The organism is Bacillus salipaludis (genome assembly GCF_030938565.1).
GTDB classification, from domain to species: Bacteria; Bacillota; Bacilli; order Bacillales; family Cytobacillaceae; genus Neobacillus; species Neobacillus salipaludis_A.
The window spans coordinates 1091643-1105441 of the sequence record NZ_JAVGVR010000001.1; the positions used below are offsets into that span (position 1 = coordinate 1091643).

The window sequence follows — 13799 nt, forward strand, 5'->3', positions numbered from 1 at the left end:
AGGTAAAAGGAAAGGCGTTGCATTCCCCGTGAAGAGGAAAAAAGTGATCTCGAGGTAAAAGGAAAGGCGTTGCATTATCCCTGAAGAGGAAAAAAGTGATCTCGAGGTAAAAGGGAAGGCGTTGCATTACCGGTGAAGATGATAAATGCATACTTAAGGCTAATGAAATTGCAAAAAAAAGAGTTGAGCCAAAACAGCTCAACTCAAATCATATTAGTTTTGAAGAGTTTCCTCAGCAGACTTTACAGTATGCTTTAACAGCATCGAAATTGTCACAGGACCAACTCCACCTGGAACAGGGGTAATCGCGCTAGCTTTTTCATAACACGCATCGTAATCCACATCACCGATATTGCCTTTATTATATCCAGCATCCAGGATTACTGCACCTTCTTTGATCCAGTCCCCTTGAATAAAATTAGGTTTACCCACAGCGGCTACCACAATATCCGCTTGTTTAACGATTTCTGGTAAATTCGTGGTACGTGAATGACAAGTTGTTACGGTAGCATCTGCATTTAAAAGTAAAGCTGATACCGGCTTCCCTAAGATTGGGCTTCTACCAACAACAACCGCATGTTTACCCTCAACAGGGATATTGTAAAAGTTAATGATTTCCATTATCGCAGCCGGAGTACATGATGGATATTTTCCGAATCCTAAAGCTGTTTCACCATAGCCTCTGCTTGTTACCCCGTCAACATCCTTACGAATATCAATGGACTCAAACGCTTTACGTTCATCAATCTGTGCCGGCACTGGATGTTGAAGAAGAATTCCATGAACAGAATCATCTTGGTTTAATTCATCAATCGTTTTTAATAAATCATCTGTTTGTGTTTCCTTAGGAAGATGAATTCGTAATGATTTAATTCCAACCTTCTCACAAGCATTTCCCTTCATTTTTACATATGTCGCTGATGAAGGATCATCTCCGACTAAAATAGTAGCAAGGCAAGGAGTAACTCCTTTTTCCTTTAGTACGTTCACTTTATCTTTTAAAGCATCTTTAATATTTGTTGCTACGAGTTGTCCATCTAAAATGACTTTTTCCATTGAAAAAAACCCTCCTAAATAATAAAAGAGATAGGAAAAAAATACCTATCTCTGCCCAGACGACCCGACCGTATAAAATGCAGCTCCCATGTGGTCAATTCCACGGTTGTCGTCAGTCACTGCATTTTCCTTCTTATTGATTAGAGAATATCATACCTTAAAAAGATATTCAATAAAGGTTTTAGTTAGGAAGAAAATGGATAAACCAAATAGGTTAAGAAACCGATTATAATCCCGGTGACGGCACCAAAAAATACCTCTGCCGGCTGGTGTCCTAAAAGTTCCTTGAGCTTTGCTCGGGATTCTGTTTTTTTAAGATTAGGGTCTTTTAGAGTTTCGACCAAAGCGTTGAAATCAACTAACAATTTATTTAAAACCTCCGCATGGTACCCGGCATGCCGGCGGACCCCCGTAGCATCATGCATGACAATGGCAGACATCACTACACAAATTGCGAACTCATTTGATTTAAACCCAGAGGTGAGCCCAATCGCTGTCGTTAAGGAGATAATCGTTGCGGTATGAGAGCTCGGCATACCGCCAGTACTGAACATTAGATTCCATCTTAATTCCCCGGTAGTTAAAAAATGAATGGGGATCTTTACGAATTGAGCAATCAACATCCCTAAAAGGGCGGCTAAAATAGGATAGGATAAAAACACAGGTTTCCCTCCAGTAAATGTATTTAACATTTCTCATTAATAATTGATTGTATGTGTATATTGCAAAAGAAATTTCTTTTATTACATACCCTTTTTAATGTTAGATTACCCAAAAAGGCAAACTCCTTATGATTATAAATTAAAAGGGGACACTGAACCTATATAGTTAAATTTAGGAGGAGCAAATTTTGCGGAAAACAATACTAATAGTCGCTACACTTTTTATAGCAATTGTCGGAACGATACTCGGAACTATGTATCAGGGGGTCAAAGCTAATCACGGCCAAAAAGAAATTAACAACATTATTTTTTTAATCGGAGACGGAATGGGGGTTTCCTATACGACTGCATATCGCTATTTTAAGGATAATCCGAACACAAAAAGGTTTGAGCCCACAGCGTTTGATCCATACCTAGTTGGACAGCAAATGACTTACTCGGATGACCCGAAGCATAATGTAACGGATTCCGCTGCTGCAGGTACAGCCATGGCAACAGGGGTCAAAACCTACAATTCGGCGATTGGGGTCGACCGCAATGGCACACCGGTAAAATCCGTTCTGGAAGCGGCTAAAGAAAAAGGTAAATCGACTGGATTCGTTGTGACTTGCCAGATTGCGCATGCCACACCTGCAGCCTTTGGTGCCCATGAAAAAAACCGCAAAAATATGGATGCGATAGCGGATGATTATTTTGACGAGAAAATTAATGGTCATCACAAAATCGATGTAATGCTTGGCGGTGGAGTAACCAACCTGGTCCGTTCTGACCGTGATTTAACAAAGGAATTCCAAAAAGATGGTTATGATTATGTAACGAATAAGGACGAAATGTTAAAAAGTAAACAAACTAAGGTGCTTGGATTGTTTGCCCCTGAAGGATTGCCTAAAATGCTGGATCGAGAGGCTTCTACACCATCCTTAAAAGAGATGACAGAAACTGCTTTAAGTAAATTAAGTAAAAATAAAAAGGGTTTTTTCCTAATGGTTGAGGGAAGCCAGATCGACTGGGCAGGTCATGATAACGACATCGTTGCTGCGATGAGCGAGATGCAAGACTTCGAAAATGCGTTTGAAGCGGCAATTGATTTTGCTAAAAAAGAAAAGCATACATTGGTGGTTGCAACTGCAGATCATTCAACAGGCGGTTTTTCAGTCGGGGCAAAGGGGAATTATAACTGGTTTGCAGCGCCAATACTAGCTGCAAAGCATACTCCTGACTTTATGGCTGAACAAATTGCAAAAGGTGCAGATGTAGAACAAACGTTAAAAAGTAATATTGAGTTGTCACTGAAACCCGAAGAAATCCGATTGGTAAAAAAAGCGACAGAATCGAAAAACGTAACTGAAATTGATAATGCAATTGAAAAGATTTTCGATAACCGATCCTTAACTGGCTGGACAACCAGCGGGCATACGGGGGATGATGTGAACATTTATGCCTACGGACCCGGAAGCGACCTTTTTACAGGAAAAATAAACAATACAGGTCAGGCGAAAAACATTTTTGAAATGATTAAAAAAGGTAAGTGATTTCATTAAAAAGTTTAACCCCATTGGACTCCCTTGTTCAATGGGGTTATTGACTACTACTCTTTAACTAAAGCGCCCCTCAACGTATTGACTTCGTTTTCTAGATACCCTTTTAAACAGGTCAACATATATACCCAGCCTTCTTTATTGTCGACTAGATTATGTACGAACTCAGGGTCATTTTCGTCAAAACCATCTTCTGTAACTTCAATAATCGTAGAGGACGAATCTACATCATTTAGTGAGATTGTCACCTGATGCTCATCTTCAACCGGGCCCCATTTAAACACGATTTTCTGATCTGCAACAACATTTATGACTTTTATTTCAAGTTCCGCATTGTATTCTTTATATGTTAATGCAACCGTCTTTCCAGATTCCCATCTATCTGAGCTTGTTGAAAACCAAAAATTACCGATTTTCGCTGGATCAACAAATGCTTCAAATACTTCATGAGCAGGTTTTGCTATTTTAAATTTTGTAATGTTTTTCATCCTCAAGCCATCTCACTTTCCACTAAAGATTCTGATGATTAGCGTATACTAATCAAACGTTTAATTAAAATTTGATTCCACGAATAATCAGGTTGTTTCTTAAATAGCATACACTAATCAAACGTTTAATTAAATTTGTCTTTCGTTAAAAGGTCGTGTGGCACCTAGTACTCTTTTTTCGACCGTTTGATTATTAAAGTCTTAACCAACCACGTTTAAGTTCATTCAAATATAGAATAAACCAATATGAAATATTTCGATTTTATGAACTAGGTGAAAGATTGGTATGGTAAAGATACGAGCAAAAACATCAGTTGATGCTATTAATCTGGTGTGAAAATTAAAATCAGGGGGAGAAAAAATGAATATTGTTGATCAATTTCAAGACATACCAACAACTTGTATTTCCGATGCATTAGATGGAATGACAAACTTAGATGCATCAATCAAACCTTTAAAAGAAGAATACCGGGTTGCAGGACGTGCATTTACTGTGAACATGCAAGCAGGGGATAATCTTGTTGTACTAAAAGCCATACGCGAAGCAAAGCCAGGCGATGTCATTGTTATAGACGCAAAAGGGGATACGAGCAGAGCCATTGCAGGTGATTTTATTCTCGGGATGGCCCAAACCCTTGGCATTAAAGGGATTATTGCGGATGGTGTTATTCGTGACATTATAGGAGCAAAGGAATTAAATTATCCTGTGTTTTGTAAAGGGACTACAATAGCTGCAAGCAATAAAACGGGAAATGGAAGCATTAATGGACCGATTTCATGCGGCGGTGTAACCATTTCTTCTGGTGATCTTGTAATAGGAGATGCTGATGGTGTTGTAGTAGTGCCCCGAGAAAGAGAAGAGGAAATCCTGAAAAAGTCACAAGTAAAATTAGAGAAAGACATTAAAAGAGCAGAAAAGGTATCAAACAATAAAGAAGAAATCATTGCCTATCTTGACAAAATGTTATCTTAATTGGTAGTTGGGCCATCTCAATCTGGCCCAACTCTTTATATGGACGAAGATGCTACTAAATCTTTAATAAATTCAACAAACGCTTTCACAACATTAAGTTCCTCAGCACTCTTATGATAAACCATCCATGTAATAACGGTTTCTCTGACAGGAATGTACAGTTTTAAAGCTCCATTCTGGGTTTTACCATCCTTGTTCTTAACCCAGTCAACAGCAGCTGTTGCGATCGCATCAATCAATTCGATTGGTAATTTAGGTGGTTTTGTGGGTCCTTATGCGATAGGTATTATAAAGGGGATGACAGGGGATACCAAATCCGGACTGCTTTTTTTAAGTGCTTTGCTGTTAATATCTTTTCTGATGGTTCTATTTATGAATCTTGATAAGAAGGAAGTAACGGAAGAAAATAATTATAAAAATGTATCTGGTTAGGACGAAAAAGGATCTGGCGAAAATGAAGCACTTTGCGCCAGATCCTTTCCTTTTTAGAAAAAATAGCCTGATGCACTCTTTTTTTAGACGTGTGATATAATAAAGTCGAAGGTAAGAGTCAAATTGATGATTGGGGGCAGGGCTAAATGGATAAAGAACTGATGATACCAACTGAAATGTCAATAAAGGATAAAAAGAGAATAATAAAAGGGAATATTCTTCGTGCCGCTCTTTTTGCAAGAAGCAAGGTAGTCGAAGTTATGACAGAAGAACACGATAAATATTATCTTGTTTACTATAAAAACTCTTTTATTTATGGTGACAAACTCTCTAAAACCACTGAAGATACTTTTATCGATAAAGCTTTTCGAGAAGGAATTATACTTAAGGCTCCCAATCCAATGTTACCCACATTTATCCCCAATTTAAACGTTTCAATTCCGAGTAAAAATAAACTCTTCACAGAACTCCAACAGCATTTTTCACTGCAAGAAGTTGCCTATATTGCCACAACACTTGACTCCTTTTTTGAAAAAAATCAGCTAATCGAAATGATTGACAAAATTTATTATCATCAAAGAAGAAGTGGAAAATTTATGAAATCCTTCCAGGTGATTCAAATTTTACGTGACTTTGCTCCTTCCTTAAAATCTGCAAAGGAACGATTAGAATCACACGAATACTTTTCTTACCACGATTTTTACAATACCTCCAGTTTGTCTGAAATCCTTAAAAAGGACCCACTTTATGTAGAGCTGCACTGCTTCCAAAACCGCTTAAATCCAAAGGAACAAAAATTTTTAGAACAAATATCTACGCAGCAGGATTGTAATGTTGAAGTGTTACTGCTGTGGCTGGAACGAGTTGAAAAACTACAAAGAGTGGAGGCCCTTGAAAAATCTACTTCACTTGCACTAAGATTTCTAACGTTAGAACAATGGATGCTCGTTTTAAGTGAGGCAAACATTAACCCGTTTAATGAGATTCCTGAAGCAAAACAACTGATTGAAAAAATGGTTGCGAAAGGGAACACTGAGAAGGCCGCCTTATATTTATTCACCTTTTTAGATGACCTGCCACATTCCTACGAAACGATTCTAACCAACATTTGGGGAAATTCCGACCCTAAGTTTGTGTTCATACACTTGGACGATTTCCTTGCCTTGCTGAAACATCTTCCCGATGATAAGAAAACAATCCAGATGGAACAAAAAATGTCCCAACTGGCTATTCTCCTTTTAGAAGAACATGACCTCCAAACGGTTCGCAATAAACTAATCCCTGTTAATGAGACAATTCCCCATTTAAAGGTGTTTGAAAAAATCAATAAAATGGCCGGGTTGGAAGAGGACCCAGAACGGATGATGGAACTGGGGGAATATTATGCAGAGTTTCAGCAATATGATAAGGCCATCGATTGCTTCTTTTGGGAGATGGAATTACAGCCACAAAACCCAATTCCCGTCTTAAGAATTAGTAAAATGTATCAGCAAAAGGGGATGGTCAAGGAAGCTAGTGTATATCAGAAAATTGCTGCGCAATTAAAACATAATCAACAGGTTGGATAACCTTTTATACAGGGCTCGTTTCCGAGCTCTTTTTTGGGGAAATTTACTAGAGTAAACAATAAGGAATGATAGAATAAAAATAAGAGGAGTGATTCACGATGGAAATGGTTGAAAAAGCACTTCATATAGCTAGCAAAGCACACGAAGGTCAGTACCGAAAACTGACGGAAATACCTTATATTACCCATCCGGTAGCAGTGGGGATGCTGTTAATGAAAGCAGGTTACCCTGATAATGTGGTGGCAGCAGGAATCCTGCATGATACAGTTGAAGATACCTCTTTAACCTTGGAAGATATTAAACTTAATTTCGGAGAAAAAACTGCTGAAATCGTTGCGGGCTGTTCCGAACCAGATAAATCGCTCTCTTGGGAGAAGCGGAAGGAACATACGATTGAATTTTTAAAAACTGCTTCAAAGGAAATCCGTGCTGTTGCTTGTGCGGATAAACTACATAATATTCGATCAATCCGAAATGACTACGAACAAGTTGGCGAAGAGGTTTGGAAGAGGTTTAAACGGGGCAAGGAGAAGCAAAAGTGGTATTACACGAATGTCGTGGAAAGCTTGGGGGCCCAAGGGACCTTTGCTTTGTTAGAAGAATTACGTAATGAAGTGGAATTGTTATTTCACTAAAAGCCTTGTGTCGGAAAAGCGTATACTAATTAAACGTTTAATTGAACGGCGTAAGCCTTGGTAAATTGGGGTTTTGGCTGAAACAGTCTAAACTAATCAAACGTTTAGTTAAAGATTATTAGCAAGGCAGAACATTACCTGTCACTAAACCATTTAGGAATGGAGTCATAATTGATTTTCAATGTTTAGTTAAATTTCGACCATGTGTGGATTTAAAACAAAGTTGTACCGTTTAGAACAAGATTGAACCGTTTTAAAAAAGATTGACTGGAGGACCCATTTATAGTATTTATCTGATAGGGTTTTGTTACCTTTGATTTTCAAAATACGAAAAACCAGCCCCGTCATAGGGCTAGTTGACATATAATATCCTTTAAAACTAATGGAATTTTATTTTTGGTAATAGGTTTTGAACCTTGCTTTAACAAGCTTTTGGCTTATTTCAAAAGTATTCTAACAGAGTTGTGTAAACTTTACCTTTCCTTATATATAAAGGTTATTAGGTCTTAACGTCCGCTATTTTCGTTTTAAGCTTGGAAATCCCTTCTTTAACAACCCGAATGGGTGTTTGTGAGGCTTATTCCCATTAACAAGTACAATAAACACCACATGATGCTACTGGACTTACGCATATTTTCTTCGAATCCAGCCAACAACCAACAAAAGCAAGGGAATCCCGATCATGTTGATGGGAAATACAAATGGAAGCACGAAAAACTTATCATAATACTGGGCGAATATCTGAATATTTTTAATCGACAGAGCCATAACAAACGAAATTGGAGCAAGAAGCCAAACCACTTTTCGCCAATCCTTCAGGTGAAACAATTGTGCCGTTCCATAACTTGCAATAAACATATATAACGCCAGCTTAACAAAAATACTAAAAAACCATATAATGACAATCAAAATATCCACGTTTTGAATAAATTCCATTACGGATATGAACCGACTCATATCGTAAAACGGATACAAAAGCCTTGAAGGTAAATTTGGCCCGAACGTGAAAATCACAGCCAATGTGCCGACGCTCACCATGAAAACGGCCAGCCCTATTCCCCACATCGCCCGTGTTGACGCTTGGTCCGGTTTTTCCATAAAGAAGACGAACATTGTCATCATGACAGACTCTCCAAAAAAGGAGGCCATGGGGGTATAGGAACCCTTAAGGATTGGAAGCAATCCAGAATCATGATAAATGGGAAGTATATAATGCCAATGCATATTGCCAAGGTCTAAAATGATCAAAACAGTAATCATCAAAATAACGATTGGACCAACGATTTCACTTAAGCGTCCAATCCCTTCTATACCACCTTGATACATGATAAAAATGAGCAGTAACATGGTGGTAAGTATAATAACCCACAAAGGTGTCTTATGAAACAACGCGGTAATCATGAAATCACCAAATTCACGGACGATTACCCCAATCGCCGAGTACCATAGAAGGAAAAAGGGAATCATCATCAGCTTACCAAGCCATTTACCGAGAATGGTTTGACTAAATTCAATCATGGTTTGGTTCGGATACAGCGAACTGAGTGTAGTTGCCAGAAAAGTAATGGCAATGCCAACAAGTCCTGCAATCATCATCGAGATCCATGCATCTTGTTTTACACTACGGATCGTAGATGATATGGTCAGAAGAAGTGAATTTCCCACTTCAAATGTGAACATCATCCAAAAAATTTGCGAGCCAGAGATTTTCATTGATTTTGCCACAAGCTGTATGTCTCCTTATTTTTTTATTTCATTATTCTTTAACTGCAACGATGGTCCAGTCAGACCCACTCGTCGAATGGTCAGATTTGCATGGACTGAGACCTCTACCTTGCGGAACTGATTGGCCCAACTTTTCTTCAATACTTTCCATTGGGATGGATATTTTTGATGAATGGCTTCACCAAAGCCAAAGATATCGGTTCCATATTGTTTTTGAACCTTTTCAATGGTTTGAAGAGCTTCCTTTTCGGCCTCTTTTTCCAATACATGTTCTAGAAGATCAAGATTTTTCGATTGCGTAAGATCTAAATTCGTATTGTTCTCTCGGATGATTCCCTCACCTGAAAGGATAATGTCATACTTGATGGTGTGACCTTGAATAATGGGTATAATTTTGCTGTTCATTTTGATTATATATAAACTAGCAGTTCCCTTTCCCTCAGGGACAGTTACTGTAATCGTTTGTTTAGTTAAACGGTTGATTAGCCAAAGATAGATTTTATCTTCCTGTAAATTTAAGAACCCCTTTAATTTAAGGTCTTTGTTGAAAACTGCCATGCCTACAATTTGAAATCCTTTGACACTTGTTTGATCTTGTTTTTTGGAGCCCTGGTTCAGTTCAATAACGGGTAGGGTTGGGGTGATCCCGTCACTCATGATGGCGATAAAAAAATTTAATAAAGACGTATCTCCCATTCCACCCACTTGAGAGTGTTCTTTCAGTGCCCCAAGTGCAGGGATATTTTCTAAAGGATAGGATGCTTCCAGAAACTGCTTCGCTGTACTCCCCTTTACTATAAGTGCATCAGCTCGTAAGCGAATATCGGGATCGCGGCTATAGGTATCTAAAAATGGATCGAGACCCCGCCTAGCCAATTGTTCTCCAATCACAATAACACGACGGTGCCCTCGAAAGATTTCTCTTGACAATTTCGTCTGCATATTTTGTACAGCTTCAAGCGTGTCCTTTCCAGTTCCCGATTCAATAAAAACAGTTTTTCCTGCTTCGCTTCTTCCACTCTGCCCCATTCCAATTTTTGAAGGGATGATAAATTGAGCGCTGATTTCAATTTTGTTATTTTCTGCCTGATCGAGTCCCCAGCCCAACTCTATGGCCAGATCATTTAACTCCGTTCGGTCCCAGCAGCCCGTCAAGAAAAATAAAGAAATAACCAGAATAAGACAAAGTGCCTTTAGCGGGCTCATTCTGTCTGGTCCCCTTGTTTCGGACCGGGTTGTTGGCCTTTCGGAATCCGCATTTTTTCCTCACCAGAAATCATCACGGGACGGTTTGTCATGTTCCACCGGTGTGCTCGCATCAATACGTCCTTCAAATTACGAGGAATCTGGGGAGCAACAGGGCTTAGATAAGGAACACCAAAAGAGCGAATATTAGTTAAATGTATGATTATAGCAAGGGCTCCAAAGGCAACCCCATACAGCCCCAATATTCCCGACAATAGTAGCATCGGGAAGCGCAGCACACGATAGGCTGTTCCCAAGTTGTAGCGAGGAAAAGAAAACGACGAGATACCGGTGGTAGCCACAATTATGACCATGGGTGCTGATATTATGCCTGCTTGCACGGCAGCTTGTCCGATTACAAGCGCTCCCACGATACTGACAGCGGATCCAACGGCTTTTGGTAAACGAACACCCGCTTCCCGCAGACCTTCAAACAAAAATTCCATCATCAGTGCTTCCACGACAGTCGGGAAAGGAATTCCTTCCCGTGCCGCTGCAATACTGATAAGCAAATTTGTCGGGATCAATTGTGGATGATAGGTTGTCACCGCAACGTAAAGAGAAGGGAGGAATAAAGAAATATTTATAAGTGTAAAACGTACAAATCGAATGAAGGATGTAAAGATCGATCGTTCATAATAATCCTCCGCTGCTTGCACTCCTGTCCAAAATGTCATTGGAACGATCAGAACGAAAGGTGTGTTATCCACGAAAATGGCAACCTTCCCTTCTAATAGGCTTGCACACACAACATCCGGTCGTTCGGTATTTTGAATTTGTGGAAAGGGAGAAAAAGGAAGATCTTCGATAAACTCTTCAATAAAAGCAGACTCTAAAATCCCATCAATTTGAATTCGCCGAACCCTTTGGCGAACTTCCTCTAAAACCGAATTTGAAGCAATCCCCTCAATGTAGGAAATCGCGATATCTGTCTGCGATAAATCTCCAATCGAATAAGGTTCCATTTTTAGTCTAGGGCTCCGAATTCTCCGGCGTACAAGGCTCGTATTTACCCTGAGAGTTTCCGTAAACCCGTCTCGCGGGCCGCGAACAGAAAGCTCTGCACTAGGCTCTTCGATACTACGTTTCTCAAACCCTTTTATATCGGCAAGCAGCGCTTGACTCTCCCCGTCTGTCAGAACAGCAAGATTAGATTTCAATACTGCATCACTGACCTCACGAACCTTAGAAACCGCCTTTACTTGAGTAATAGCGACAAGCTGGTCTTGGATAATTTCGCCTATTGAGTTCACTTGCTTTAATCCATCAGGCATACCTTCAAACATCATTGGTTTCAAAACAACCTGTTCCACTATTTTCTTATCCACTAATCCATCTATATAAATCAGAAGCATTTTGGTCTGCCTATTGGCGCAAATGGGGCGGAAGACAATATCAGAACAATTTTCAAACACTTGTTTCAAAATCTGTTCATTCACGGATATATCCGCTGCGAGTACCTCATCTTGAACATTTAGGGGCAATACGCCGGTACTCTCCAGTTCCTGAATGGCTTTTTTTAAAGGCCTCATCTTACGAATTTTTACCATCATATTCCCCCCAATATATGATTTATAAAATCTAACTTAAAAAAAACACAATATTCCATCGTTAAAGTGTCTCACTCCTTTTTAAAAATTATTCAATTATTTCCAAAAACTCCTGTTACATGTAACAAGTAGAAAGTAATTTCTACAGAGGTTCTATTATCAACCCGACTAGCGGGGTAGTACCATCAAAGCTTTCTCACCCGCAATAAAGCATTTCAAGTTAATGTCAAATGTTTATCGCTATTTTTGTAAAGTAGTCTTTACTCGATTGTCACGTTCTACAAAGGATCTGATTGAGATTACGGAACTTATCTCTAAAAAGGGAGTACACTTGGAAGGTCTAAAGGAATCAAGGCTGAATACAACCACAACACATGGAAAAAAGTAGTTTATCATTTTCGCTGGTATTACTCAATTTGAAAGAGATTTAATTTCTGAACGGACAAAGGAAGGTATCCAGGCTGCAAGGAAACGAGGGGGGAAAATCCTGGAAGACCGAAAACTGATGAGGAAAAAGTTAATTATGCCTTATATCTTCTGAATCAAGGGATGAATCATACTAATGCTGCAGAAAAAGCTGGTATATCTAGAATGACTCTGTATCGTAAGATGCAAAAAAATAATTTCAAATTGATAAAGAATGGCACGGTATTTACTACTTGCTTACTGGAATTGCCGATTTAGAACAGCCTACTGAATCTACTTTTTGGGGTTATTATTTTCAGCTTTTTTATTGTCCAAAGCTTTACGTATAATACTCGTGGGAACAGGGTATGCCCATTTTTACGGGTTTGGGTACGGTTGGAACAAAAGCTGTTGGGGCGATTTTTTGGGGAGAGTCTATAATCTGTTAAAAATATTTTTTGTCATTTTAATGATTTTTGGCATAATCGGATAAAAACTCGAGTCAAATGATGGTCAACAAGAAGTACGATAATTTGTCCAAGGTTAGGTGATGAGTAGATGGCAAGGCTGTTACTCCCTCTAGCCGGATTTGCTGAAAATGGAAGTGTAATAAGCCTAAAACGTGGAGAAGGATTTAAAAAATTTCTTCCTACCGTAGCATGTCTTGTTTTTGGAAGTTTCAGCTTTTATTTTCCTTCCCTCTCATTAAAGATTCTTCCAATCGGGCCGGCTTACGCAATATGGACTGGAATCAATATAAAATTATAGGCTACAATGAAGACCAAATCCGTTAGTCATCTAAGGAGTTTGTGTTCAAGACCCCGATGAATTCCAAATCCATCAGTAATCTAGGGAGATTTTGTTCCATATCATCGCTGAAGAACCACAGGAATAAAATCCGCATAACTCTCAATATGAAAATTTGCTTCAATACCTTTGTTTTGAAAAGCAACCGTGTTAATCTTTAATTCTCTCGCAGGAATTAAATCTAGTTCCCGGTCCCCGACCACCAAATCTATTTTGTGATTTTTAAGAACGTGTTCATAAGAAGGATGATGGGGTTTTCGAATAAAACCATCTTCCTCAACAGAAACAATGTCTTTGAAATACTTTTTTAAATTGAACTTTTCCAAGAGATAGATGGTAGATTCCTTATCTCGGTGAGTGACGATGACATTGCTGTTAACAGTTGATAACACATTTTCGATGTAATCAAACGGTTTACTATTTAGTTTTGAATAGTAGTTGTATAATTCTTCGTATTTTCCTCGTTGGTCTTCACTAATCCCATAATGTTTAAACGCTGTTTTTGAGTCCTTTTTCAGCCATTTTAAGACTTCACCCCGATCTAGTTTTTGGGGGTTAATTGCATAAATCCTTCTAAAAGTGCCGGGTACGTATCAAAAAGCGTTCCGTCAAAATCCCATAATATGTTCATAAAATCCTGCTCCTCCTTGTTTTTTATATTCATATCATATTAAATTTAAAAATCACATTCATCTTCGAGTTGGCTAACCAACTT

General features: G+C 38.8%; 13 protein-coding genes, 1 pseudogene and 1 riboswitch. Of the genes and pseudogenes, 7 read left to right on the top strand and 7 right to left on the bottom strand.

Features of this window, described 5'->3' with window-relative positions; all coding sequences use genetic code 11:
• Positions 1-213: 213 nt before the first annotated feature.
• Both RCG21_RS05280 and RCG21_RS05285 read right to left on the bottom strand, forming a co-directional pair.
• A complete protein-coding gene (locus RCG21_RS05280) occupies positions 214-1056 on the bottom strand; it encodes a bifunctional 5,10-methylenetetrahydrofolate dehydrogenase/5,10-methenyltetrahydrofolate cyclohydrolase (RefSeq protein WP_133336597.1) in 843 nt (280 codons plus the stop codon).
• A 46-nt stretch (positions 1057-1102) separates the two neighbouring features.
• Positions 1103-1186, bottom strand: a riboswitch (ZMP/ZTP riboswitch).
• 55 nt (positions 1187-1241) lie between these two features.
• Entirely contained in the window at positions 1242-1718 is a 477-nt protein-coding gene (locus RCG21_RS05285; RefSeq protein WP_133336595.1) for a divergent PAP2 family protein, read from the bottom strand.
• 242 nt (positions 1719-1960) lie between these two features.
• On the opposite strand from RCG21_RS05285, the gene RCG21_RS05290 reads away from it, so the two are divergent.
• Complete coding sequence (locus RCG21_RS05290) at positions 1961-3250, top strand: alkaline phosphatase (RefSeq protein WP_372512745.1); 1290 nt, start codon at positions 1961-1963, stop codon at positions 3248-3250.
• A 56-nt stretch (positions 3251-3306) separates the two neighbouring features.
• On the opposite strand, the gene RCG21_RS05295 is transcribed toward RCG21_RS05290, so the two are convergent.
• The gene (locus RCG21_RS05295; RefSeq protein ID WP_133336593.1) at positions 3307-3744 is read right to left on the bottom strand and encodes an SRPBCC family protein; all 438 of its coding nucleotides are present in this window, start codon (positions 3742-3744) and stop codon (positions 3307-3309) included.
• Positions 3745-4105: 361 nt separating this feature from the next.
• On the opposite strand from RCG21_RS05295, the gene RCG21_RS05300 reads away from it, so the two are divergent.
• From RCG21_RS05300 to RCG21_RS05315, 4 genes are all read left to right on the top strand, one after another.
• A complete protein-coding gene (locus RCG21_RS05300; RefSeq protein WP_133336591.1) occupies positions 4106-4717 on the top strand; it encodes an RraA family protein in 612 nt (203 codons plus the stop codon).
• Between the two features lie 153 nt (positions 4718-4870).
• On the top strand, positions 4871-5149 hold the full coding sequence (locus RCG21_RS05305; protein WP_235824848.1) for an MFS transporter: 279 nt from the start codon (positions 4871-4873) through the stop codon (positions 5147-5149).
• A gap of 146 nt (positions 5150-5295) precedes the next feature.
• Positions 5296-6717, top strand: coding sequence for a tetratricopeptide repeat protein (locus tag RCG21_RS05310; protein WP_308912935.1), 1422 nt, complete (start codon positions 5296-5298; stop codon positions 6715-6717).
• 98 nt (positions 6718-6815) lie between these two features.
• Complete coding sequence (locus RCG21_RS05315; RefSeq protein ID WP_133336587.1) at positions 6816-7352, top strand: HD domain-containing protein; 537 nt, start codon at positions 6816-6818, stop codon at positions 7350-7352.
• 624 nt (positions 7353-7976) lie between these two features.
• Here the strand turns inward: RCG21_RS05315 and RCG21_RS05320 are convergent.
• The 3 genes from RCG21_RS05320 to RCG21_RS05330 are packed head-to-tail and all read right to left on the bottom strand — an operon-like array spanning position 7977 to position 11875.
• Positions 7977-9065, bottom strand: a complete 1089-nt coding sequence (locus RCG21_RS05320; RefSeq protein WP_133336786.1) for a GerAB/ArcD/ProY family transporter — start codon at positions 9063-9065, stop codon at positions 7977-7979.
• A 27-nt stretch (positions 9066-9092) separates the two neighbouring features.
• Positions 9093-10283, bottom strand: a complete 1191-nt coding sequence (locus RCG21_RS05325) for a Ger(x)C family spore germination protein (protein WP_133336585.1) — start codon at positions 10281-10283, stop codon at positions 9093-9095.
• Entirely contained in the window at positions 10280-11875 is a 1596-nt protein-coding gene (locus RCG21_RS05330; protein ID WP_133336583.1) for a spore germination protein, read from the bottom strand. The genes RCG21_RS05325 and RCG21_RS05330 overlap by 4 nt, the downstream gene beginning before the upstream one ends.
• Before the next feature lie 259 nt (positions 11876-12134).
• Here RCG21_RS05330 and RCG21_RS05335 point away from each other — a divergent pair.
• Positions 12135-12556: pseudogene (locus tag RCG21_RS05335) on the top strand (recombinase family protein); the annotation flags it as partial.
• 279 nt (positions 12557-12835) lie between these two features.
• Positions 12836-13045 (top strand): DMT family transporter, encoded by a 210-nt coding sequence (locus RCG21_RS05340; RefSeq protein WP_133336581.1) that lies wholly within the window; start codon positions 12836-12838, stop codon positions 13043-13045.
• Positions 13046-13146: 101 nt separating this feature from the next.
• Here RCG21_RS05340 and RCG21_RS05345 read toward each other — a convergent pair whose 3' ends face one another.
• Positions 13147-13653: an HAD hydrolase-like protein gene (locus RCG21_RS05345; RefSeq protein ID WP_308914248.1), complete on the bottom strand. Its 507-nt coding sequence runs from the start codon at positions 13651-13653 to the stop codon at positions 13147-13149.
• Positions 13654-13799: the final 146 nt, after the last annotated feature.